The organism is Microbacterium azadirachtae, from assembly GCF_000956505.1.
GTDB lineage: Bacteria > Actinomycetota > Actinomycetes > Actinomycetales > Microbacteriaceae > Microbacterium > Microbacterium azadirachtae_A.
The window spans coordinates 76,125-99,220 of record NZ_JYIX01000038.1 but is presented as its reverse complement, the minus strand read 5'-3'; the positions used below and the strand labels follow the sequence as shown (position 1 = coordinate 99,220).

General features: G+C 69.4%; 22 protein-coding genes. 4 read left to right on the top strand and 18 right to left on the bottom strand.

The window, feature by feature from the left end; all coding sequences use genetic code 11:
• Positions 1-13: 13 nt before the first annotated feature.
• The 7 genes from mltG to RS86_RS14875 form a co-directional block, all read right to left on the bottom strand.
• Entirely contained in the window at positions 14-1,375 is a 1,362-nt protein-coding gene (gene mltG, locus RS86_RS14905; RefSeq protein WP_045273057.1) for an endolytic transglycosylase MltG, read from the bottom strand.
• Between the two features lies 1 nt (position 1,376).
• Positions 1,377-1,850 (bottom strand): Holliday junction resolvase RuvX, encoded by a 474-nt coding sequence (gene ruvX, locus RS86_RS14900; RefSeq protein ID WP_045273056.1) that lies wholly within the window; start codon positions 1,848-1,850, stop codon positions 1,377-1,379.
• A complete protein-coding gene (gene alaS, locus RS86_RS14895) occupies positions 1,847-4,507 on the bottom strand; it encodes an alanine--tRNA ligase (RefSeq protein ID WP_045273055.1) in 2,661 nt (886 codons plus the stop codon). The genes ruvX and alaS overlap by 4 nt, the downstream gene beginning before the upstream one ends.
• A gap of 66 nt (positions 4,508-4,573) precedes the next feature.
• Positions 4,574-4,765: a hypothetical protein gene (locus tag RS86_RS14890; RefSeq protein WP_045273054.1), complete on the bottom strand. Its 192-nt coding sequence runs from the start codon at positions 4,763-4,765 to the stop codon at positions 4,574-4,576.
• 140 nt (positions 4,766-4,905) lie between these two features.
• Positions 4,906-5,535 (bottom strand): 30S ribosomal protein S4, encoded by a 630-nt coding sequence (gene rpsD, locus RS86_RS14885; protein WP_052680324.1) that lies wholly within the window; start codon positions 5,533-5,535, stop codon positions 4,906-4,908.
• Between the two features lie 158 nt (positions 5,536-5,693).
• Positions 5,694-6,995 (bottom strand): acyltransferase family protein, encoded by a 1,302-nt coding sequence (locus RS86_RS14880; protein WP_052680301.1) that lies wholly within the window; start codon positions 6,993-6,995, stop codon positions 5,694-5,696.
• A 6-nt stretch (positions 6,996-7,001) separates the two neighbouring features.
• Entirely contained in the window at positions 7,002-8,339 is a 1,338-nt protein-coding gene (locus RS86_RS14875; protein ID WP_082076837.1) for a replication-associated recombination protein A, read from the bottom strand.
• A 120-nt stretch (positions 8,340-8,459) separates the two neighbouring features.
• Between RS86_RS14875 and RS86_RS20660 the strand changes: the two genes are divergently transcribed.
• The 3 genes from RS86_RS20660 to RS86_RS14860 all read left to right on the top strand — a co-directional run bounded on the left by RS86_RS20660 (position 8,460) and on the right by RS86_RS14860 (position 11,121).
• A complete protein-coding gene (locus tag RS86_RS20660) occupies positions 8,460-8,759 on the top strand; it encodes a hypothetical protein (protein WP_045273053.1) in 300 nt (99 codons plus the stop codon).
• A gap of 87 nt (positions 8,760-8,846) precedes the next feature.
• Positions 8,847-10,466, top strand: a complete 1,620-nt coding sequence (locus RS86_RS14865; RefSeq protein ID WP_327037104.1) for a DUF349 domain-containing protein — start codon at positions 8,847-8,849, stop codon at positions 10,464-10,466.
• 91 nt (positions 10,467-10,557) lie between these two features.
• Positions 10,558-11,121, top strand: coding sequence for a type IV toxin-antitoxin system AbiEi family antitoxin (locus RS86_RS14860; RefSeq protein WP_052680300.1), 564 nt, complete (start codon positions 10,558-10,560; stop codon positions 11,119-11,121).
• 14 nt (positions 11,122-11,135) lie between these two features.
• Here RS86_RS14860 and RS86_RS14855 read toward each other — a convergent pair whose 3' ends face one another.
• The 11 genes from RS86_RS14855 to pdxS all read right to left on the bottom strand — a co-directional run bounded on the left by RS86_RS14855 (position 11,136) and on the right by pdxS (position 22,029).
• Positions 11,136-13,397 carry a RelA/SpoT family protein gene (locus RS86_RS14855; protein WP_045273052.1) on the bottom strand — a complete coding sequence of 754 codons (2,262 nt, stop codon included), beginning with the start codon at positions 13,395-13,397 and terminating at the stop codon, positions 11,136-11,138.
• 57 nt (positions 13,398-13,454) lie between these two features.
• Positions 13,455-14,456, bottom strand: coding sequence for a protein translocase subunit SecF (gene secF / locus RS86_RS14850; RefSeq protein WP_045273051.1), 1,002 nt, complete (start codon positions 14,454-14,456; stop codon positions 13,455-13,457).
• A complete protein-coding gene (secD, locus tag RS86_RS14845) occupies positions 14,456-16,183 on the bottom strand; it encodes a protein translocase subunit SecD (RefSeq protein ID WP_045273050.1) in 1,728 nt (575 codons plus the stop codon). Before secD ends, secF begins: the two co-directional genes overlap by 1 nt.
• Positions 16,184-16,252: 69 nt before the next feature.
• Complete coding sequence (locus tag RS86_RS14840; RefSeq protein WP_045273049.1) at positions 16,253-16,702, bottom strand: preprotein translocase subunit YajC; 450 nt, start codon at positions 16,700-16,702, stop codon at positions 16,253-16,255.
• Between the two features lie 75 nt (positions 16,703-16,777).
• Entirely contained in the window at positions 16,778-17,806 is a 1,029-nt protein-coding gene (gene ruvB, locus RS86_RS14835; protein ID WP_045273048.1) for a Holliday junction branch migration DNA helicase RuvB, read from the bottom strand.
• Positions 17,799-18,416 carry a Holliday junction branch migration protein RuvA gene (gene ruvA, locus RS86_RS14830; RefSeq protein ID WP_045273047.1) on the bottom strand — a complete coding sequence of 206 codons (618 nt, stop codon included), beginning with the start codon at positions 18,414-18,416 and terminating at the stop codon, positions 17,799-17,801. Before ruvA ends, ruvB begins: the two co-directional genes overlap by 8 nt.
• Positions 18,417-18,425: 9 nt before the next feature.
• Positions 18,426-19,013, bottom strand: a complete 588-nt coding sequence (gene ruvC / locus RS86_RS14825) for a crossover junction endodeoxyribonuclease RuvC (RefSeq protein WP_045273046.1) — start codon at positions 19,011-19,013, stop codon at positions 18,426-18,428.
• On the bottom strand, positions 19,010-19,639 hold the full coding sequence (locus RS86_RS14820; protein ID WP_052680299.1) for a GrpB family protein: 630 nt from the start codon (positions 19,637-19,639) through the stop codon (positions 19,010-19,012). Before RS86_RS14820 ends, ruvC begins: the two co-directional genes overlap by 4 nt.
• 18 nt (positions 19,640-19,657) lie before the next feature.
• Positions 19,658-20,416, bottom strand: coding sequence for a YebC/PmpR family DNA-binding transcriptional regulator (locus tag RS86_RS14815; protein WP_045273045.1), 759 nt, complete (start codon positions 20,414-20,416; stop codon positions 19,658-19,660).
• Between the two features lie 105 nt (positions 20,417-20,521).
• On the bottom strand, positions 20,522-21,130 hold the full coding sequence (gene pdxT / locus RS86_RS14810) for a pyridoxal 5'-phosphate synthase glutaminase subunit PdxT (RefSeq protein ID WP_045273044.1): 609 nt from the start codon (positions 21,128-21,130) through the stop codon (positions 20,522-20,524).
• A complete protein-coding gene (gene pdxS / locus RS86_RS14805; RefSeq protein WP_045273043.1) occupies positions 21,127-22,029 on the bottom strand; it encodes a pyridoxal 5'-phosphate synthase lyase subunit PdxS in 903 nt (300 codons plus the stop codon). Before pdxS ends, pdxT begins: the two co-directional genes overlap by 4 nt.
• A 90-nt stretch (positions 22,030-22,119) precedes the next feature.
• On the opposite strand from pdxS, the gene pdxY reads away from it, so the two are divergent.
• On the top strand, positions 22,120-22,971 hold the full coding sequence (pdxY, locus tag RS86_RS14800; protein ID WP_045273289.1) for a pyridoxal kinase PdxY: 852 nt from the start codon (positions 22,120-22,122) through the stop codon (positions 22,969-22,971).
• Positions 22,972-23,096: the final 125 nt, after the last annotated feature.

Here is a 23,096-nt window from a genome sequence, read left to right as displayed (position 1 = left end):
GCCGACGGACATGTCAGCAGCCCGAGCTCGGATTGGCCTTGCACCAGTCCTGCCACTGCTTCACGGCGGCCTCGTGCTCGGCGTACGTCGTCGAGAACACCGTCTCGCCCGTGTCGAGGTTGACGGTCACGAAGTACAGCCAGGGGCCGGCAGCCGGATGCATGGCAGCGTCGATCGCCTTGTCCCCCGGATTCGCGATCGGCGTCTTCGGGAGCCCGTCGATCACGTAGGTGTTCCACGGGTTGTCGTCGGTCTGCGCCGCGTCCGAGGTGCTGGCCGACCCGCTGTGGAGTTCGCCGTAGCCGTACTGCGCCGTCGAGTCCATCTGCAGCTTCATGCCCTGATCGAGGCGATTCTGGATCACCCTGGACACCTTGTAGAAGTCGCCTTCCGCGCGCGCCTCGCGCTGGATGATCGATGCGATCGTGAGCACGCGCTGCTCATCCGCGGACGGCACCCCGGCGGCGCTCAGAGAGTCCCTCGTGCGCTGGACGAGGGTCGACACCACATCCTTCGCAGTCGCCCCGGGCTGGAACTCGTAGAGCGCCGGGAACAGCCATCCCTCGAGTGACGGCGCGTTCACGCCGTAGTCCGCCGGATTCTTCACCGCGGCCTGGAGATCCGCGAGGGGCACGTCCACGCTCTGCGCGATGCGCGAGATGGTCTCGGCGACCGAGAGGCCCTCCGGGAGCACCGCGGAGTTCTGCATCTTGTTCTTGGGATCTTCGAGCGCCTTGAGGGCGGCTGCCGCCGTCATCTTCAGCTGCAGCTTGTACACGCCGGGGTAGAACGTGGTGACGACGTTCTCCTTGACCAGCATGTCGTAGAAGACTCCGGAGGTCTTCGTCACGCCGGCGTCGTACATCGCCTGCGAGATCTGCTGCCCTCCGTCGCCCTTCTTGATCGTCACGAGCGCGTTGCCCGTGGCCTGACCCGCCTCGAAGTCCTTGGACGGCCCCCAGCCCATGACCTCGCTGATCTTGTCGCCGTAGGTGTTCCACACCCACAGCCCGCCGGTGGCGACGCCCGCGATGAGCACGAACACGATGAGCAGCGCGACCAGGCAGCCGCGGCGCTTCTTCCGCTTCGGCGTCTTCGGCGGCTCGGTCTCGTGGTGGAACAGCGCCTCGAGCGTCGAGTGGATCGGGTCGTGGTGCTCCGCGGGGGCGCCGTCACCCGACGCCGCCGCCGGAGTCGGAGTCGGAGTCGGAGTCGACGAGGAGGCGGCCTCGCGGACGGCGCGACGAGAACCGGGGACGGCGGGCTGCTCGGCGGGGCGAGGAGGCTGCACCTGCGGATCCGGCAGCGCACCGAAGAGGTCGTGCGAGACGGGCTCGTTCTCCGGCGTGGCGGCCGACGGCGATCGGTCGGACATGTCAGATGTTCTCCTCATCGAGAATCAGGGGCGCACCGGCCGGGTTGCCGGTGTTCTTCTCGGTGTCGATCGCGTGCTGCAGCAGCACGACGGCGGCGGCCTGGTCCACGACACCGCGGGAATTGCGCTGGGTGCGTCCGGAGGCGCGCAGCGCCTGGTGCGCGGTGACGGTGCTCAGCCGCTCGTCGATCAGGCGCACGGCGATGCCGCACGCCCGGCCGAGAGCCGCCGCGAACTCGCGGGCATCGACGGTCGACGCGGTGTCCTCGCCGCGCAGGTTGATCGGCAGGCCGACGACGAGTTCGAGCGGCGCGTACTCGGCCGCGAGCTCGGCGATCCGCGCGACATCCGCATCACCGCGCGGCACCGTCTCCACCGGGACGGCGAGCATGCCGTCCGGATCGCATCGTGCCACGCCGATCCTGGCGCGGCCCACATCGATGCCGAGCCGCACGCCCCGTCGGAACCCGGTCACGCGCGACGCAGCTCCTGCTCGATCGCGGAGAACGCCGCAGGCAGCGCCGCCGCATCGGACCCGCCGCCCTGCGCGACGTCGTCACGACCGCCGCCGCCGCCGCCGAGCACGCCCGCGGCGATCTTGGCCAGAGCACCGGCCTTCGCGCCCTGGGCGCGAGCGGAGTCGTTGGTCGCGATGACCACCATCGGCCGGCCGTTCGCGACCCCGGAGATCGCCGCGACCGCGGCCGCGGAACCGAAGGTGTCGCGCACGCCGGTCGCGATCTCGCGCACCTCGTCCGCCCCGCCGACCTCGCCGAGGTCGTGCGCGACGAACTGCAGTGCGCCGAGGGAGGTCGCGGTCTGCGCGATCGCGGGGACGCGCCCCGCGCGCTCCGCGGCCTCGAACTGGGCGATCCGCTTCTCGGCGGCCTTGAGCTGCGCCGCGAGGTCGGCCACGCGTTCCGTGAGCTGGTCGCGCGGCGTCTTGAGCGCGGAGGTGAGCTGGGACACGAGGGCGCGCTCGGCGGCGAACTCGCGGAAGGCGTCCGCACCGACGAGTGCCTCCACCCGACGGTTCGACGCACCGACCGAGGACTCCCCGACCAGGTTGATGAGGCCGATCTCGGCGCTCGAGGCCACGTGCGTGCCGGCGCACAGCTCGCGCGACCAGGCGCCGCCGATGTCGACCATGCGCACGGTCGAGCCGTACTTCTCGCCGAACAGCGCCATGGCACCCGCGGCCTTCGCGTCGTCGAGCGACATGATCCGCGTGGTGACCTCGAGCCCGTCCTGCACGGCGCGGTTCGCGATCTCCTCGATCTCGGTCTTGGTGTCGCCGGACAGCGCCTGACCCCACGAGAAGTCGAAGCGCAGGTATCCGGCGCGGTTCAGGGATCCGGCCTGGGTCGCGGTCTTGCCGAGCGTGTCCCGCAGGGCCGCATGCACGAGGTGCGTGGCGGAGTGCGCCTGGCGCGCGGCGCGGCGGTTGGCCGCGTCCACGGTCGTCGTCGCCGGGGCGTCGATCGAGACCACGCCGGTGGTCACCTCGACCGTGTGGCTGATCAGGCCGGGAACGGGACGCTGCACGTCCAGCACCTCGAGCGCGTAACCGGGACCGGTGATGACGCCCTTGTCGGCGACCTGGCCGCCCGACTCGGCGTAGAGCGTGGTCTCGGCGAGGACGACCTCCGCCACCTGGCCCTCGGCGGCGCTGCGGACGGGCTGGCCGTCGACGAGGATCCCGAGGACGGTCGAGCTCGCCTCGAGCTCGTCGTAGCCGAGGAACGCGGTCTCGCCCTTCGCGCGCAGGTCTCCGTACACCGACACGTCGGCGATCTGACGCTTGCGGTTGCGCGCATCGGCCTTGGCGCGGGAGCGCTGCTCCTGCATGAGGGAGTCGAACGCGACGCGGTCGACATTGAGCCCTGCCTCCTCGGCGATCTCGAGGGTGAGATCGATCGGGAAGCCGTAGGTGTCGTGCAGCAGGAACGCCTCGGAGCCCTTGAGCGTCTCCGAGCCAGACTTCTTCGTGTCGGCGAGAGCCAGGTCGAGGATCGTGGATCCCGCGTCGAGCGTGCGGCGGAAGGTCTCCTCCTCCGCGTTCGCCGCGGCGGAGAGCTGCGCCCAGTCCTGCTCGAGGATCGGATAGGCGCTCTTCATCGCTTCCTTGGATGCGATGAAGAGCTCAGGGAACACCGGCTCGTCGACGCCGAGGAGCCGCATCGATCGCACAGTGCGGCGCATGAGCCGGCGCAGGATGTAGCCGCGGCCTTCGTTCGACGGGCGCACGCCGTCGGAGAGCAGCATGAGCGAAGAGCGCACGTGGTCCGCGACGACGCGGAAGCGGACGTCGTCGGCGTGCTCGGCGCCGTAACGGAGCCCCGACAGCTCGACCGCCCGGTCCAGCACGGGCCGCACTTGATCCGTCTCGTACATGTTCTCGACGCCCTGCTTGAGGAAGGCGACGCGCTCGAGGCCCATGCCGGTGTCGATGTTCTTCATGGGGAGTTCGCCCACGATGTCGAACTCGGTCTTGCCGCGGATGTTGTCGATGAAGTCCTGCATGAACACGAGGTTCCAGATCTCCAGGAACCGGTTGTCGTCGACCGCCGGTCCCCCGTCCTGGCCGTAGGCGGGTCCGCGGTCGAAGAAGATCTCGCTGTCCGGGCCGCCGGGACCGGGCTGTCCCGTGTTCCAGTAGTTGTCCGCACGGCCCAGACGCTGAATGCGCTCCGGCTTCAGACCGATCACGTCGCGCCAGATGGCCTCGGCCTCGTCGTCCGTCTCGAAGACCGTGACCCAGAGGTCCTTCTCGTCGAAGCCGAGTCCGCCGTCGCTCTCGGAACCGGTCAGCAGCTCCCAGGCGTAACGGATCGCGCCTTCCTTGAAGTAGTCCCCGAACGACCAGTTGCCGAGCATCTGGAAGAAGGTGCCGTGCCGCGCCGTGCGGCCGACCTCTTCGATGTCGTTGGTGCGGATGCACTTCTGCAGGTCGGCGATGCGCGAATGCGGAGCGGGGACCACGCCCGTGAGATACGGGATCATCGGCACCATGCCGGCCACGGTGAACAGCAGCGAGGGGTCGTCGCTGACCAGCGACGCCGAGGGGACGATCAGGTGATCGTTCTTCTCGAAGTAGCTCAGGTAGCGCTGCGCGATCTCCGCGGTCTTCATGCTCGTCGAGGGGTCCTTGCTGTCAGGGCGCGCCGAAGCGCGGAATCGGGAGAGGGCGGATCCGCGTCAGTCCGCGGGTCCGTCCTGAGTGAGGCGGGCCTCCTGCGCGTGGAACGCGTCGGCGAGGATGCCGGTGAATTCGTTGATCCGGTCGTCGACGGCCGCCAGCACGTCGTGTCCGCGCGGATCCTTGTTCAGGAAGTGCGCGGCGACGAAGCCGCCGATCACGCCGATGAGGAACCACAGCAGGGTCTTCATGTCACCACCTCCGGATCGGGTCGCACGTCACAACGGTCTCCATCGTATGCGCAAACGCGAAGGAGGCGCCGGGGATACCCCCGACGCCTCCTCGGCGTGTTCTCAGAGTTCGCTGAACTCCGAGAGCAGAGTCGCTGAACTCAGCGCGCGGCGTAGTACTCGACGACCAGCTGCACGTCACAGGTCACGGGGACCTCGGCGCGCTTCGGACGACGGACCAGACGGGCCTCCAGCTTGTCGAGCTCGACCTCGAGGTAACCCGGAACCGGGGGCAGCACCTCGGCGTGACCGCCGGCGGCCGCCACCTGGAAGGGCTCGAGGCCCTCGCTCTTGGGCTTGACGTGGATGAGCTGACCCGGCTTCACGCGGAAGGACGGGCGGTCGACGAGCTGGCCGTCGACGAGGATGTGACGGTGCACGACGAGCTGACGCGCCTGCGCGGTGGTGCGCGCGAAACCGGCGCGGACCACGAGCGCGTCCAGACGCATCTCGAGCTGCTCGACGAGGTTCTCACCCGTCAGGCCGTCCTTGCGACGGGCCTCGTTGAACTGGATGACCAGCTGCTTCTCGCGGATGCCGTACTGCTCGCGAAGACGCTGCTTCTCGCGCAGACGGACGGCGTAGTCGCTGTCCTGCTTGCGCTTGGTGCGGCCGTGCTCGCCCGGAGCGTAGGGACGCTTCTCGAGGTACTTGGCAGCCTTCGGGGTGAGGGGGATGCCGAGAGCACGGGACAGGCGGACCTTACGGCGGTCCTGGGACTTCGTAACCACGAAGTGTTCCTTTCGATACGCGGCCGTGTCGATCACGGCTCGCGGACGTATCGTCTCGATTCCGCCCCTCACGAGCGCACGCCGGGGCGGACGAGAGGGTGGTGCAGGAGTGGAGAGATGCCCGAAAACACGGTTTCGAGCCGATCCATGCTATCAGATCAAGCTTGGGCGCCTGTCTCGGTGCGGTCGGAGCGCCAGGGCGCCGCATCGAACGGAACACCTCGCGCGGGTCCTCCGGCCGTGAGCCACGCGATCGCCGCGGCGAGCAGGACCACGGCCAGTGCGCTACCAGGCGTGAGATACCCCTGGGTGAGCACCCAGCCGACGCTCAGCACGAGCGCCGCCGCGCACACGAGCGCCGCCCACAGGGGCATGCGCCGCGATCGCTCGTCGGGCCAGAGCCGCTCCAGGCGCGGCACGATGAGGCACAGGACCGCGACCACCGCGACGATGGCGAGCACCCAGGGGATCCGCGTGATCCACCACGTCGCGGTCAGCACGGGCGGGAAAGGCAGCCCGAGCGCGAGCTGCACCCCGACCACGACCGCCATCGCCACCGTGTGCCAGAGGTAGATGACCATCCCGAACATGCCGAGTGCTCCGATGGCCACGAGAACCGGGCGCTGTCGCATCGCCGCGCGGATGGCGGGCTGCAGCAGCGTGAACAGGTAGACCTGCGCGAGGCCGAGCAGGAGCAGCAGCACGGTCGGCGGGTTCAAGTTGGCGATCATGTCCGGGTCGTATCCCATGCCGAGTACGGCGACCGCCATGAGGGCGTAGGCGGTCAGCGCGAGCAGGAGCAGCAGCCAGCGCGGACGGCGCGAGTACCACTGATCCCGCACCCCGAAGCCGAGCTGCTGGACGAACAGCCACACGAACAGCCAGTTCAGTGCGCCGACCGGCACATGCAGGTATCGGTCCACGAGGTCGACCGCCACAGCGAGACCGGCGAGCGTGAAATACGTCGCCCACGCGGCGCGTCGGTGCAGCGCCGCCATCAGCGGAACGGACGACGTGCAGATCGCGTAGACCGCGATGAACCAGAGAGGCTCGGCCAGCCGGAACGCGAAGGTGCGCAGAAACTCGGGATCCGCTCCGCACAGCGCGAGGATCCCCATCGCCGCCAGCACGCCGAGCATCGCGAACAGCACAGGGCGTGCGAGTCGCAGCATCCTGGCGCGGATGTACTCCGCGGCCGTTCCTCCGGCGCCGTGCACGCGCCGCCACGTGGTGATCCCCGCGAAGCCTCCGGCGATGAAGAACGTGGGCATGATCATGCCCACCCAGGTGATCGCCGTCAGCGGCTTCCACTCCGCGAGGGCGTTGAAGGCCCGCAGCGGGTCGCCGGCGATGCCCATCTGGAGCGCGTGCAGCAGCACCACGACGGGGAGGCAGATCGCACGGACGAAGTCGATCGAGAGGTCACGGTCGGGCGGGATCCTCGGAACGGCTCGTGCCACGGTCGTCTACCCCTCCCCCAGGATCCTCCTGATGCGCTCCAGTCGCGCCTGCACCTCGCGCTCTCCGCCGAGCGCCTTGGGCTGATAGTAGCGGCGCCCCTGCAGCTCGTCGGGAAGGTACTGCTGCGGCACGATCCCCGCGTCGCTGTCATGCGGATAGCGGTAGCCCTTGCCGTGTCCGAGGCGCTTGGCCCCCGGGTAGTGCGCGTCGCGCAGATGCACGGGCACCCGCCCGAACCCGCCCGAACGGATGTCGGCGATCGCCGCATCGATCGCCAGATACGCGGCGTTGGACTTCGCGGTGGTCGCGAGGTAGACGGTCGCCTCCGCGAGCGGGATCCGCCCCTCCGGCATCCCGATGAAGGCGACGGCGTCGGCCGCCGCGACGGCGATCACGAGCGCCTGCGGATCGGCGAGGCCGATGTCCTCCGAGGCGGAGATCACGAGGCGCCGCGCGATGAAGCGCGGATCCTCCCCCGCCTCGATCATGCGGGCGAGGTAGTGCACGGCCGCGTCGACGTCGGAACCGCGGATCGACTTGATGAACGCGCTGATGACGTCGTAGTGCTCGTCGCCCTGGCGGTCGTACCGCAGGAGCGCACGGTCGACGGCCTGCGCGACGTCGTCGTCCGTGACGGTCGGCGTCTCGTCCTCGGTCAGGCGGTCCGGCGAGGCCGCCACGGCCGCTGCGGCCTCGAGGCCGGTGAGCGCGCGTCGCGCATCTCCGGAGGCGAGCCGGATCAGGGCGGCGCGGGCCGAATCATCCAGGGCTGCGCGCCCGTTGAGGCCCCGCGGATCCGCCACGGCCCTGTCGATCAGGACGCCGATGTCTTCGTCGGTGAGGGGTTTCAGGGTGAGCAGCAGAGACCGGGACAGCAGCGGGGAGATCACGGAGAACGACGGGTTCTCCGTGGTCGCGGCGATGAGGATGACCCAGCCGTTCTCGACCCCCGGCAGCAGTGCGTCCTGCTGCGCCTTGGTGAAGCGGTGGATCTCGTCGAGGAACAGGATCGTCGACTGGCCGTACAGGTCGCGCTGGTTCAGCGCTTCCTGCATCACCTCGCGCACATCCTTCACGCCGGCGGTGATCGCGGACAGCTCCACGAAGCGCCGTCCCGACGAACGGGCGATGGCCTGCGCGAGGGTGGTCTTGCCGGTCCCTGGTGGCCCCCAGAGGATCATCGAGACACTCGACGCGGTCTTCGCCGCCGGATCCGCAAGGCTCACGATCGGCGATCCGGGGCGCAGCAGATGCTGCTGTCCGGCGACCTCGTCGAGAGAGATCGGACGCATCCGCACGGCGAGCGGCGTCTGGCCGCTCATCAGCGGAGCTGCAGGAGTCATGCGGTCAAGGCTAACGGCGTGCGCCGACAGTGCGACGCGCGGTGCGCCGTCGACCCCCGCATTGCGCAGAGGGCCGAGGCTCTCGCGATAGGCTCGGTCCTCGACATCCAGGGAGGATCCATGGCCGCTCACCGCCCGACGAACGCCCGCGACCAGCGCGCTCGTGTCCAGCAGGAGCGCGCCCGTCTGCACGCCGCGCGCCTGGATCTGCACGCCGGGAGCGTCCGGCGCAGAGTGCGCGACAACACGATCGCCGTGGTCGCCGGAGCCGTCATCGTGATCGGCGCCGTCGTGAGCCAGGTCGTGCATGCGGAGGCCACAGCGCCCGCCCCGTCTCCCTCCCCGACGATCAGCCCGACGGACGTGCCGAGCCCCGCTCCCACGCCTGCGCCGACGACGACGGAGACCCCGGCCGGCTGAGCCGCGTCCCTCTCGCGCACCGGTCCGGCGTACTAGGCTGGCCCTGTCCTTTCCGCCTCCCGCGGCACGCCGCGCAAGGAGTTCACCGTGTCCACCGAAGAGCACATCCCCGAAAACCCGATCGACGCCGCGCAGACCTCGCAGCCCGACACCGAGAACGCCACGACGCCTGTCGCCGATGCGTCCGAGGTCGTCGAGACGGAGGCTTCCGAGCCCGCCGTCGCCGAGGTTGCCGTCCCTGCAGAGCAGCCCGACGCTCCCGGTGAGGAGGCGGAGGCGCCCGCCGAGGAGGCGGTCACGCCCACCGAGGTCGCCGCACCCGAGCAGGCCCCGGTCGCCGAGGAGCAGCCGCCCGTCCCCGCGCCCGCGCCGCGCCCGTCGGCGATGCCCCGGCCGCCGGCCATGCCGCGCCCGCCGGCATCGGCGATCCGCCCCGCCGCGCCTGCCGCTCCCGTCGCTCCCTCTCCGGTGAGCACGAGCGACGCCGCCGAATGGGGACGCGTCACCGAGGACGGAACCGTGTCGGTGCGCGAGGGCGAGGAGTGGCGTGAGGTCGGGCAGTACCCCGACGGAACCCCCGCGGAGGCTCTCGCCTACTTCGTGCGCAAGTTCGAGGACATCGCCTTCAAGGTGAACACTCTCGAACAGCGCGTGCAGGCCGGCGGCTCCGGTGCCACGGATCTCGCCAAGCAGGCGCAGCACCTCGTCGTGGAGGTCACCGACGCCGCGGCGGTCGGCGATCTCGCGAACCTGCGCGCCCGCCTCGACGCGCTGACCGGCTCCCTCGCCGACGCCTCCGCCGCGGAAGCGGTCGAGGCCAAGGCCGCCGTCGACGCCGCGATCGCCGAGCGCACCGCCCTGGTGGAGCGCTCAGAGGCCATCGCCGCGCAGGACCTCTCCTCCGTGCAGTGGAAGTCGGTCACCGAGGAGATGGGCGCGCTGTTCGACGCGTGGCAGAACCACCAGCAGAACGGCCCCCGCCTGCCCAAGGGCGCGGCGAACCAGCTCTGGAAGCGGTTCCGCGACGCGCGCGCCACGGTGGATCGCCAGCGACGCGCGTTCTACGCAGAGCTCGACGAGACGCACAAGGCCGCCCGCGACCGCAAGTCGCGTCTGGTGGAGCGTGCGGAGGCGCTCGCGCCCAAGGGAGTGGACGGGATCCCTGCTTACCGCGGTCTGCTCGACGAGTGGAAGGCCGCCGGCCGTGCCGGGCGCAAGGCCGATGACGCACTGTGGGCCCGGTTCAAGGCAGCGGGCGACGCCCTCTACTCGGCCCGTGCCGAGCAGGCGGCGGCGACCGAGGCGGAGTCCGCTCCCCGCATCGAGGAGCGCACCGCGCTGCTCGAGGAAGCCAAGGCCGTCGCCGACGAGGCGAACCTCACCAAGGCCCGTGCGCTCCTGACCCGCATCCAGCGTCAGTGGGATGAGGTCGGACGGATCTTCCCGCGCGAGAAGGAGCGCGCGCTGGATGACCGTCTGCGCGTCGTCGAGCAGGAGCTCAAGTCTCGTGAGGACGTCGACTGGAAGCGCAACAACCCCGAGACGAAGGCCCGCGCCGGCGCGATGAGCGAGCAGCTCCAGCAGGCCATCGCCAAGCTCGAGGCCGAGCGCGATGCGGCCGAGAAGTCCGGCAACGCCAAGGCCCTCAAGGAGGCGACCGAGGCTCTCGAGGCCCGTCGCGCCTGGCTGAACGCGCTCGACGGCTGAGCAGGCATCGCGCACCGACCATCGTCGGAGTTGTCCACAGGGCGGGGGTCTTCGGATCCCCGCCCTGTGGCGTCTGCCCCACACTGAAGGCATGCGCAGCGCGTTCCTCCACATCCCCGGAGACCGGCTCTCCCTGGCCGAACTCACCGCGGCGCGCCTGGACGGCGATGTGGTCGGACTCGGCGAGGCCTTCGCCCCCGCCGATCTCGTCGAGACCGCTGTCCTGCGCGCCTCCTCGCTGACCTCGCTCGTCGCGGGGATGCGCGACGCGGCGTTCGCCGGCATGAGCGCAGCCTGGATCCACGGCGCCGGCGACGCCGCGCCGGAGACGCACGAGCTGCAGAGCGCCTCCGGCCGCCGGCTGCGCGCTCCCGCGTCGCGGCGGATCATCGTTCACGACCCCGCCCTGGATCCCGCGGACGTGCAGCACCTCGGCGGCGTCGCCGTGACGACTCCCGAGCGCACCGTGATCGATCTGCTGCGCTGGCCCGTGACGCTGCCGGAACGACACGGGTGGGCGCTCCTGATGGTGCAGGCGGATCCGGCTCTCGTCGGGCGCGCGGCCACTCGCCTGGCGGGCATGCACCATGGGCCCGGCTACCACCGCACCGCACGTTTCCTCGCCGCGCACGGGGCGGGTCCGTCGCCCTCCTGAGCGACGACGGACGCTCAGGAGGACGTGACGCGGTAGACGTCGTAGACGGCGTCGATCCGGCGCACGGCGTTCAGCACGCGGTCGAGGTGCACCGTGTCGCCCATCTCGAAGACGAACCGGCTCAGCGCCAGACGATCGTTGGTGGTCTGCACGGTGGCAGACAGGATGTTCACGTGGTGTTCGCTGAGCACCCGCGTGACGTCAGACAGCAAACCGGAACGATCCAGCGCCTCGACCTGGATCTGCACGAGGAAGATGCTGCGCGTGGTCGGCGCCCACTCGACGTCGACCATGCGATCCTTCTCGACCGCCAGCGCCTTGACGTTCACGCAGTCCGAGCGGTGCACGGACACGCCGCTCCCCCGCGTCACGAACCCGACGATCTCGTCACCCGGAACGGGCGTACAGCACTTCGCGAGTTTGACGAGGATATCCGAGGCTCCGCGCACCAGCACACCCGAGTCGCCCTCGCGCGGGGCCCGGCTGCGCCCGTGGGCGGGCAGGTCGATCGCGCCGGTCGAGGTGTCCTCGGTGGTGGAGATGAGCGCGGTGACCTTCTCCAGCACGGACTGCGTGGACACATGTCCCTCGCCGACCGCGGCGTACAGCGCCGAGACGTCCTCGTAGCGCAGTTGCTGCGCGACCTCGGCGAAGGAGTCCTGGTTCATCAGGCGCTGCAGCGGCAGGTTCTGCCGGCGCATGGCGCGCGCGATGGCCTCCTTGCCCTGCTCGATCGCCTCTTCGCGGCGCTCCTTCGTGAACCAGCCGCGGATCTTGTTGCGCGCACGGGTGCTCTTGACGAAGGTCAGCCAGTCCTGGCTGGGGCCCGCGTCGGGGTTCTTCGAGGTGAACACCTCGACGACGTCGCCGCTGTTCAGCGCGGTCTCCAGCGGCACGAGGCGGCCGTTGACCTTGGCGCCCATCGTGCGGTGGCCGATCTCGGTGTGCACCGCGTACGCGAAGTCGACCGGCGTCGCTCCCGACGGGAGCCCGATGACCCGGCCCTTGGGCGTGAAGACGTAGACCTCCTTCGCGCCGATCTCGAAGCGCAGGGAGTCCAGGAACTCGCTGGGGTCGGCGGTCTCCGCCTGCCAGTCGGAGATGTGCGCGAGCCAGGTCATGTCGGCGTCGGCCGTGGAGCCCTTGCCGCCGCCGTTCATCCGCTCCTTGTACATCCAGTGCGCCGCGACGCCGAACTCGGCCTGCTGGTGCATCTCGTGGGTGCGGATCTGGATCTCCACGGTGCGGCCGCCTGGGCCGATCACTGTGGTGTGCAGCGACTGGTAGAGATTGAACTTCGGGGTGGCGATGTAGTCCTTGAACCGGCCGGGCAGCGGCGTCCAGCGCGCGTGGATGGCGCCGAGCACCGCGTAGCAGTCGCGCACCGTGCCGACCAGCACGCGGATCCCGATCAGGTCGTAGATGTCGTCGAACTCGCGTCCGCGCACGACCATCTTCTGATAGACGGAGTACAGCTGCTTCGGTCGGCCCGCGACCTTGCCGCGCACGCGCAGATCGCGCAGGTCGCTCTCGACCGCGTCCACCACCTCGCGGATGTACTTCTCCCGCTGCGGGGTGCGCTGCTTGATGAGGCTGTCGATCTCGGCGTAGATCTTCGGGTGCAGCACCGCGAAGGACAAATCCTCGAGCTCGGACTTGATCGCCTGGATTCCGAGTCGATGCGCGAGCGGCGCATAGATCTCGAGCGTCTCGGTGGCCTTCTTCGCCGCCTTCTCCGGCGGGACGAAGCCCCACGTGCGGGCGTTGTGCAGGCGGTCGGCGAGCTTGATGATCAGCACGCGGATGTCCTTCGACATCGCGACGATCATCTTGCGGACGGTCTCGGCCTGGGCGCTGTCGCCGTACTTGACCTTGTCGAGCTTCGTGACGCCGTCCACGAGCATTGCGACCTCGTCGCCGAACGTCGCGGTCAGATCGGTCAGCGCGTAGCCGGTGTCCTCGACCGTGTCGTGCAGCAACGCGGCCGCGATCGCACGCGGTCCCAGCCCGAGATCGGCGAGGATCTGCGCCACCGCGAGCGGGTGCGTGATGTACGGCTCGCCGCTCTGGCGCTTCTGGCCCTCATGCTTCTCCGCCGCGACCGCATAGGCGCGCTCGATGATCGCGAGGTCGCCGCGCGGGTGATTCTGCCGGACCGTGCGGATGAGGTTGTCGAGGTCGTTGATCCGAGGCGCGCGCGAGAAGATCCGAGGCACGAGCCTGCGCAGACTCGACCCCTGCGCCGGCGCCCCAGGCGTCGTCCCGACCTCGCTCATCCGACCTCCAGGCAGATCATCCTACAAGCGCCCGGAACGGCAGGACGCATCGGCCGGTCAGACCTCCACCGCGCTGACCGTGGCACGATCCCGGGCGGCGAGCACGCGCTTGTCGTGCTCGCGGATCCCCGACTCGTTCTCACGGAACAGGGAGTACAGCGGCGCGGCGACGAACAGCGTCGAGTACGCGGCGACGATGATGCCCACGAAGATCGACAGCGAGATGTCGGTCAGCGTCTGCGCTCCGAGCCAGAAGGCACCGATGAACAGGATCGCGCCGACCGGCAGCGCCGCGATGACCGCGGTGTTGATCGACCGGATCAGGGTCTGGTTGACCGCGAGGTTCACGGCTTCGCCGAAGGTCCGGGAAGACTTGGTGCCTTCCTCGCTCGTGTTCTCACGGATCTTGTCGAACACCACCGTGGTGTCGTAGAGCGAGTACGCGAGGATCGTCAGGAAGCCGATGACGGCCGCCGGAGAGATCTCGAAGCCCGCCAGGGCGTACACGCCGACCGTGATCACGAGCACGTCGAGGAGGCCGAGGATCGAGGCCGCCGACATCTTCCAGGTGCGGAAGTAGATCGCGAGGATCAGGAACGTCAGCGCGAGGAAGATCGCAAGGCCCCACAGCGACTGCCGGGTGACGCCCTCGCCCCAGCTCGGGCCGATGAACGACGTGTTCACCTTGTCGTCGGCGACGCCGTAGGCCTTGGCGAGGGCGGCGGCAACGTCGTGGCTCTGCTGCTCGTTCTTGAGCTGGGCCGTCTGCACGCGGATGTCGCGGTTGTTGACCGTGGTCACCTTGGTGGTGACGTTGGGCAGCACCGAGCGCACGGCGGTGGTCGCGGTGTCCTGGTTGCGGTCGGCAGGCGCCTCGACGGTGAACTGCGAGCCGCCGGTGAACTCGATCGAGAACTGCACCGGGCGGAACAGCGGCACGAGGGCCGATCCGACCACGAGCAGGATCGCGATGATGAACCAGACCCGCCGCCTCCCGACGAACGGGAAGGAGGTCTTGCCGGAGTAGAGGTCGTTGCCGAGCTCGTTCATGGAGCGCATCAGTCGTTCTCCCCGTTCCGGCTCGCGCCCTGGTCCGCGGAGGTGAGGGACTCCGCACGCTTTCGTTCGGCGATGGTCTGGCGTCGCTCCGCCTCACCGCGGGAGCGGCCGGCACGGGCCGCCTTGCCCTGGGAGGCCGCGGCCACCGCGCGGTACTCGGTGCGTCCGCGGTAGACGGCGCCGAGCGCCTCGGGGTCCATGCCCGACAGCGGGTGACCGTTGCCGAAGAACCGGGTGCGGGCGAGGATCTGCATCACCGGGTGCGTGAACACCACGAAGATCAGCACGTCGATGAGCGTGGTCAGACCCAGCGTGAACGCGAAGCCCTTCACGGTCGCGTCGGCGAGGATGTACAGCACCACGGCGGCGAGGATGTTGATCGACTTGGAGATGTAGATCGTGCGCTTGGCCCGGCTCCAGCCGTCCTCCACCGCGCCGGTGATGGACTTGCCGTCGCGCAGCTCGTCCCTTATTCGTTCGAAGTAGACGATGAACGAGTCGGCCGTGAATCCGATCGACACGATCAGCCCGGCGACACCGGCGAGGGACAGGCGGAAGCCCATCCGCCAGCCCAGGATGCAGATCAGCACGTACGTGAGGACGGCCATCACGCCGATCGACGCGATGATCACGAAGCCGAGCGCGCGGTAGCTGAGCAGCGAGTAGATGGCGACGAGCCCGAGGCCGATGAGACCGGCGATGAGGCCGATCTGCAGCTGCTGCGATCCGAGCGTGGCCGAGATGGTGTCAGAGCTCTGCACGGTGAAGCTCAGCGGCAGCGCGCCGAACTTGAGCTGGTCGGCGAGGCTCTTGGCCGTCTCCTGCGTGAACGAGCCGCTGATGGAGGGCCGTCCGTCGAGGATGACGCCGTTCATGGTCGGCGCGGAGATGACGGAGCCGTCCAGCACGAAGGCGAACTGGTTGCGCGGCGTCTGACCCTGCTGGGTGAACGCGTAGAGGCGCTGGCTGACCTTGCCGAACGAATCGGTGCCCTTGCTGTCGAAGGTCAGGTTGACCTCCCACTGCCCGTTCTGCTGGTTCAGGCCCGCCGTGGCGTCCTTGATCGACGTGCCGTCCAGCTCCACAGGGCCGAGCAGATACTTGGCCTGATCGCTGCTGTCGCAGGCGATGAGCGGCTGATCCGCCGGCAGCTTGGCCGCATCGCGCTTGGTCTTGCAGTCGTATGCGAGGAACTGGGCCTGGAGCTTCGGCGTGGCCCACGACATGTCACTGCCGTCGGTCGGCGACGGCGACGGCGTGGACGCGAGGTCCGGAGCCGGCGTCGGATACGGAGTCGACTTGCCGTCGTCGCCGACGAACGATGTCGACGGCGCTGTGGCCGCGAGCACCGCGCGCAGCTCCATCTTGGCGCTCGCCTGGATCCGGTTGCGCGTGGCCTCGTCCGCCTTGCCGGCGATCTGGACGACGATGTTGCGGCCGCCCTCGGTCGTGATGTCGGACTCCCCGACACCCGACGCGTCCACGCGCTGACGGATGATCTGCGCCGCCTGGGTGAGCTGTTCGGCGTTCGGATCCTTGCCGTCAGCAGTCTGCGCGCTGAGGATGATCTGCGTACCGCCCTGCAGGTCCAGGGCCAGCTGAGGCGTCCAGGAGCTCTTGCCGAAGCCGTACACGCCGAGCGCGTTCAGGCCGAACAGCACGCCGATGGCGATGAGCAGGCCGAGCAGGACCCGCCAGGCGTGCTTGACGGGAGAAGACGATGCCACGAAGGTTCTTCGCTTTCTGAGGGGGACGGTCTGTCCGGAGGGACGGTCGTGCGCCGCGCGCGGACCGCGTCAGTTCTTGTCGTCGGCTTCGCGCTCCAGGCGCGCGCGGGTCTCCTCGGCCGACTCGATGCGGATGTCCTTGGCGCGCTCGTCGAGCGGCGTCTGCTCATCCAGCGGGGTCTGCTCGTCGAGGGGCGTGTGCGTCTCGTCGACGACAGGTGCGTTCTGCTCCTCGTCGACGATGCGCAGGATCGCCTGCGAGTGCACCTCGATGATCACGCCGGGCGCGACCTCGACGCGGGCGGGACGGTCCAGGTTCTCGGGGTCGAACTCGACGATCGTGCCGTAGATGCCGCCCTGCAACAGCACCTTGGCGCCCGGAACGGTCTCGGTGGCCTTCTTCTCCTGCTCCTCCTTCATGCGCTTGTTGCGCCGACGGGTGGAGAACACCATGAAGACGAGCAGGATGGCCAGGACGAAGAACAGGCCGTACTGAGAGAAGAAGGTCGCGAGATTCATGCGAAGAGGTGCCTTTCGGGGCGCGCGCCGGCGGTGGGGGCGCAGAAGGGTGGGGACAGTGAAAGTCTCCAGCGATTATAGGTCATCGAACAACGCGGCCCCCTCGGGGTGCGTGACGCCGAGGTGCGCATACGCCTCCGGCATCGCCACGCGCCCGCGGGGCGTGCGGCCGAGGAAGCCGATCCGCACGAGGTACGGCTCCACCACGCTCTCGATCGTGTCCGCCTCCTCGCCCACCGAGACGGCGAGAGTGCTGAGGCCCACGGGGCCCCCGCGGAAGCGGCGGACGATCGCGTCCAGCACCGCACGGTCCAGGCGATCCAGGCCGATCCGGTCGACGTCGTAGAGCTCCAGGGCGGCCTTCACGTCCTCGACGGAGGCCGAGGATCCTCCCCCGTGCACGAGCGCGTAGTCGCGCACGCGCCGCAGCAGGCGGTTGGCGATGCGAGGAGTTCCGCGTGAGCGCCGACCGATCTCCGCCCGTGCCACGGCGGGCACGCCGACGCCGAGGACGATGGCGGAGCGCTCGACCACCCGCTCGAGCTCGTCCGCCTCGTAGTACTCCAGGTGCGCGGTGAAGCCGAAGCGGTCGCGCAGCGGGTTCGGCAGCAGCCCGGAGCGCGTGGTCGCTCCCACCAGCGTGAACGGGGCGAGCTCGAGCGGAATGCTCGTCGCCCCGGCACCCTTGCCGACCATGATGTCGATGCGGAAGTCCTCCATCGCGAGGTACAGCATCTCCTCCGCGGAGCGCGCCATCCGGTGGATCTCGTCGATGAACAGCACCTCCCCCGGGGTCAGGCTCGACAGCAGCGCGGCGAGGTCGCCGGCGTGCTGGATGGCGGGACCGCTCGACATGCGCAGCGGTCGCCCGCTCTCGTGCGCCACGATCATCGCCAGCGTCGTCTTGCCGAGTCCCGGAGGGCCGGACAGCAGGATGTGGTCGGCGGGCCGGTCCTGGATCCTCGCCGCCTCGAGCAGCAGCTTCATCTGGCCGCGCACCTTGTGCTGACCGACGAACTCGCTCAGGCTCGTCGGGCGCAGCGCTCCCTCGATCGCCAGCTCGACCTCGTCGACGGCCTCGCCGGAATCGTGGAACTCAACCACGGGCGGCTCCGCCCTGGGCCGGTCCGAGGGTTGCGAGCGTGCGGCGCAGCAGCAGCGCGACGGATCCGCGTTCGGTCTCGCTCGCCTCGGTGGTGCTCCGCTCTGCGGCCTCGGCGGCGACGCGCTCGGACCAGCCGAGGCCGATGAGGGCCGCGATCAGCTGTGTGCCGATCTCGTCGGGGATCGATGCAGAGGAGGGCGCCGCGACCGGAGCCTGCAGCTTGCCAGTGAGCTGCACCACGATGAGCTTGGCCGTCTTCGGCCCGATCCCGGACACGCGGCGGAACGGGGCATCGTCGTCCGCGGCCACGGCCGTGGCGATCTGGTCGACGGAGAGGTGCGAGAGCACGCCCAGAGCGGACTTCGGCCCCACCCCCGTGACGGAGATCAGGTGCCCGAAGACCTCGAGCTCGGAGGCATCCGCGAAACCGTAGAGCGACAGCGCGTCCTCGCGCACGATCAGCGACGTGTGCAGGCGCAGCTCGTGCCCGACCCGCGCGGTGTGGGCGACATCGCCGGGCACCGCCACAGAGAAGCCGACTCCTCCGACCTCGATGATGACGGAATCCGTGGTCGCGGACAGCACGGTGCCACGCAGGGAGGAGATCATGAAAGCAGTCTACGCACGTGCTCGTATGTATGTTCGAGCGACACGCTCCGCGTCGGCCCACGCCTTCTGCGCCGGAGTCTGCGCATCGCTCTCGCCGGCCCCGCCCGTCGCGCCTGCCCCTCGCCACGCGTGACAGAGCGCGATCGCGAGCGCATCGGCCGCATCGGCGGGCTGCGGCGGCGCGTCGAGCCGCAGGATGCGTGCGATCATCGCCTGCACCTGCTTCTTGTCCGCAGAGCCGTAGCCGGTCACCGCCGCCTTGACCTCGCTCGGCGTGTGCGTCGCGGCGGGAAGCCCGTGCTCCGCGGCGATGAGCAGCGCGACGCCGCTGGCCTGCGCCGTCCCCATGACGGTGTGCGTGTTCTGCTGGGCGAACACCCGCTCCACGGCCACGGCATCGGGTTCATGCTCGGCGATGACCGCGCGTATTCCCGCGGCGACCGCCGCGAGCCGCTCCCCGATCGGCGCGTCCGGCGGCGTGCGGATCACGCCCACATAGACGAGCGTGCCCCGGCGCATCGGATCGACGTCGACCACGCCGACGCCGCAGCGTGTGAGGCCGGGATCGATGCCCAGAACCCGCCGTACTCCCGTCATCCCTCCAGGCTAGGCGCGGTTCCGCTACTCGGCGCCGAGGCGCGCGGCCAGCCCATCGCGGTTTGCGCGCGGTCCATGAACGCGCTCTTGGCCCTCGTGTAGTCGTCGTAGTCGGCGGCATGCGCATTCTCCTCCGCGAGGTGCCGCTTCAGCCGCTCGTACTCCGCCGACGCCGCAGGATCCGCGCGCAGCCAGTCGCGGAACGAGACCACGAAGTCCGAGAACGGCGAGTCGCCGCGGCGGATGTGCAGGATCAGCCCCCGCACGGGTCCGTTCTGGTCGAGCTCCCGGAAGTAGAGCAGCTTCTCGTGGTGACGCGGATCGGATCCGGGTCGCGGGATGTCGGTGTCGACTCCGGGCGAGTCGGGTCGGGATCCGCGCGCCCTCTCGATCAGGAGCGGACCGAGCGCCGCACTGACCGCGCGCTCGTCGGGGATCGCCGGCACGAGGACCTGGAGATCCAGGTACGGCTTGGCAGCCAGCCCTGGCACCGCGGTCGAACCGATGTGCTGGAATTCCGCGGCAGGGACTCCCGCACGCGCGAACGCGTCACGGATCCGTTCGATCCACTGCGAAGCGACCGATGGCCACGTCGGATCGTACGGGACGATCTCCGGCGCGGCCATCGAAGGGTCTCTCGCGGCTTACTCGTCGTTCTCGAGCTCGGCCTGCACCTCGGCCGTGAGGTCGAAGTTCGCGTAGACGTTCTGCACGTCGTCGCTGTCCTCGAGCGCGTCGATGAGGCGGAAGATCTTGCGCGCGGCCTCGGCGTCGATCTCGACCTTGAGGTTCGGGACGAACTCGACATCGGCCGACTCGTACTCGATGCCCGCCTCCTGCAGCGCGGTGCGCACCGCGACCAGGTCGGAGGCGTCGGTGATGATCTCGAAGCCCTGCGCGTGCGGCTCGATCTCCTCCGCGCCCGCCTCGAGCGCCGCCATCATGACGTCGTCCTCGGTGGTGTTTTCGCCTTCGACGACGATGACGCCCTTGCGGGTGAAGTTGTAGGCGACGCTGCCGGGGTCGGCGAGCGTTCCGCCGTTGCGGCTGAGCGCGGTGCGCACCTCGGCCGCAGCACGGTTCTTGTTGTCGGTCAGACACTCGATCATGAGCGCGACGCCGTGGGCGCCGTAGCCCTCGTACATGATCGAGGAGTACTCGACCGACTCTCCGCCGATGCCCGCGCCGCGCTTGATGGCGCGGTCGATGTTGTCCTTCGGGACGGAGGTCTTCTTGGCCTTGAGCACCGCATCGAAGAGCGTCGGGTTGCCCGCGAGATCGGCGCCGCCGAGCTTCGCAGCGACCTCGATGTTCTTGATGAGCTTGGCCCACGACTTCGCACGGCGCGAGTCGATGACGGCCTTCTTGTGCTTGGTCGTGGCCCACTTGGAATGCCCGGACATATGTCTCCCGCTCGTATCAGCCCCGCGGTCCATCCCGCCAGGGCATCGTCCATTCTAGAAGATCCGCGCTCGAGGCACCGACGAACAGCGCGCGGAACAGCGAGACTATGCCGCGACGGCGGACCGTCGAGCCGCGACGAGCTCCAGGAAGAGGGCGTGCAAGCGCGTCTCGCCGTTCATCTCCGGGTGGAAGCTCGTGCCGAGCAGGTTGCCCTGCTGCACGGCCACGACTCCGCCGTCGGGCAGCGCCGCGATCGCCGTGGCTCTGGGGCCGACCCGGGTGATGAGCGGCGCCCGGATGAACGTCGCATCCACCGGCTCATCGATCCCGGCGACCGTGAGCTCCGTCTCGAAAGACTCGACTTGCCCGCCGAACGCATTGCGGGCCACGGTGACGTCGAGCCCGCCGAAGGTGAGCTGGCCGTCGATCGCCCCTTCGATCTCGTCCGCGAGCAGGATCAGTCCCGCGCACGTGCCGTAGACGGGCAGGCCGTCCGCGATGAGCGCCCGCAACGGCTCTCGCACGCCGAAGATCCGGGACAGCTTGTCGATCACGCTCGACTCGCCACCGGGGATCACAAGACCGTCCAGCCCGTCCAACTGCTCGGGGCGGCGGACGGGAACCGCCTCCGCCCCGAGCGAGGTGAGGATCGCGGCATGCTCACGCACATCGCCCTGCAGCGCGAGCACGCCGATCCGCACGGGTGCTGTCACCAGCCGCGCTCCGCAAGGCGGTGCGGAGCGGGAAGGTCGGACACGTTGATGCCGACCATGGCCTCGCCGAGTCCGCGGGAGACCTGTGCGATCACGGCGGCATCGTCGTAGGCGGCGGTCGCCTTGACGATGGCGGCGGCGCGTGCCGCCGGGTTACCGGACTTGAAGATGCCGGATCCGACGAACACGCCGTCGGCGCCCAACTGCATCATCAAGGCGGCATCTGCGGGAGTCGCCACTCCCCCGGCCACGAACATGACGACCGGCAGTGCGCCCTTCTCGGCGACCTCGGCGACCAGCTCGTACGGCGCCTGCAGCTCCTTGGCGGCGACGTAGAGCTCGTCCTTGGGAAGCGTCGACAGACGAGCGATCTCGCCGCGGATCGTGCGGATGTGCTTCATCGCCTCGGAGACGTCGCCCGTGCCGGCCTCGCCCTTCGAGCGGATCATCGCCGCGCCCTCGGTGATGCGGCGCAGCGCCTCACCCAGGTTGGTCGCGCCGCAGACGAAGGGCACGGTGAAGCCCCACTTGTCGATGTGGTTGACGTAGTCGGCCGGCGAGAGCACCTCGGACTCGTCGATGTAGTCGACGCCGAGCTCCTGCAGCACCTGCGCCTCGACGAAGTGGCCGATGCGCGCCTTGGCCATCACCGGGATCGACACGGCAGAGATGATGCCGTCGATCATGTCGGGGTCGCTCATGCGCGACACGCCGCCCTGCGCGCGGATGTCAGCGGGCACCCGCTCGAGCGCCATGACGGCGACGGCGCCGGCATCCTCGGCGATCTTCGCCTGCTCGGCCGTGACGACGTCCATGATGACGCCGCCCTTGAGCATCTCGGCGAGGCCGCGCTTGACGCGACCGGTTCCGGTGGTCGATTCGGGTGCAAGTTCTGTCATAGGACAGATCATACGCTGTCTGCAATGCAATCCGACACCATGCAGACAGTGGCGGGAGCCCCTCCTGGCAGGTGAGAGGATCGAGGGATGCTGAAGGTGCTCTCCATCCAGTCCGCCGTCGCGTACGGCCATGTCGGCAACTCCGCAGCGGTGTTCCCGCTGCAGCGCATCGGCGTCGAGGTGCTCCCTGTCTACACGGTGAACTTCTCCAATCACACGGGCTACGGCGCCTGGCGCGGACCGCTGATCGCCCCCGACGACGTGCGCGAGGTCATCACGGGCATCGAGGAGCGCGGCGTGCTCGGCGAGGTCGACGCGGTGCTCAGCGGCTACCAGGGCGGCGAGGGCATCGGCGACGTGATCATCGACGCCGTCGCCAGGGTCAAGGCCGCCAACCCGAACGCGGTGTATGCGTGCGACCCCGTCATGGGCAACGCCAAGTCCGGGTGCTTCGTCGCCCCCGCCATCCCCGTGCTGCTGCGCGACAAGGTCGTGCCGGTCGCCGACATCATCACCCCGAACCAGTTCGAGCTGGGCTTCCTCACGGATACCGAGCCCGACACGCTCGAGTCGACGCTCGCCTCCGTCGACGTCGCGCGGGCCATGGGCCCCCGCACCGTGCTCGTCACCAGCGTCGAGCGCCCAGACCGCGAAGAGGGCACGATCGAGATGCTCGCCGTCGACGACAAGGGCGCGTGGCTCGTCGCCACCCCGCATCTGCCGATGAAGGCGAACGGATCCGGGGACGTCACCGCGGCTCTGTTCACCGCGCACTACGTGCGCACGGGCGACGCGAAGACGGCCCTGGAGCTGACCGTGTCGAGCGTCTTCGAGCTGCTGAAGCTCACCCTAGAGTCGGACGAGCGCGAGCTGCAGCTCATCCCGGCGCAGGAGGCGTACGCCAACCCGCCGCGGCAGTTCGAGGCCCGACAGGTGCGCTGACCGCTGTTCCTTCCCCGCGGTCGTTGAGCGAGCACCGGCGCAGCCGGAGCGAGACGAAACGGCGGTACTCCGACGGGAACCGCGTTTCGTCTCGGTCGGCTTCGCCGTCCTCGCTCAACGTCCCC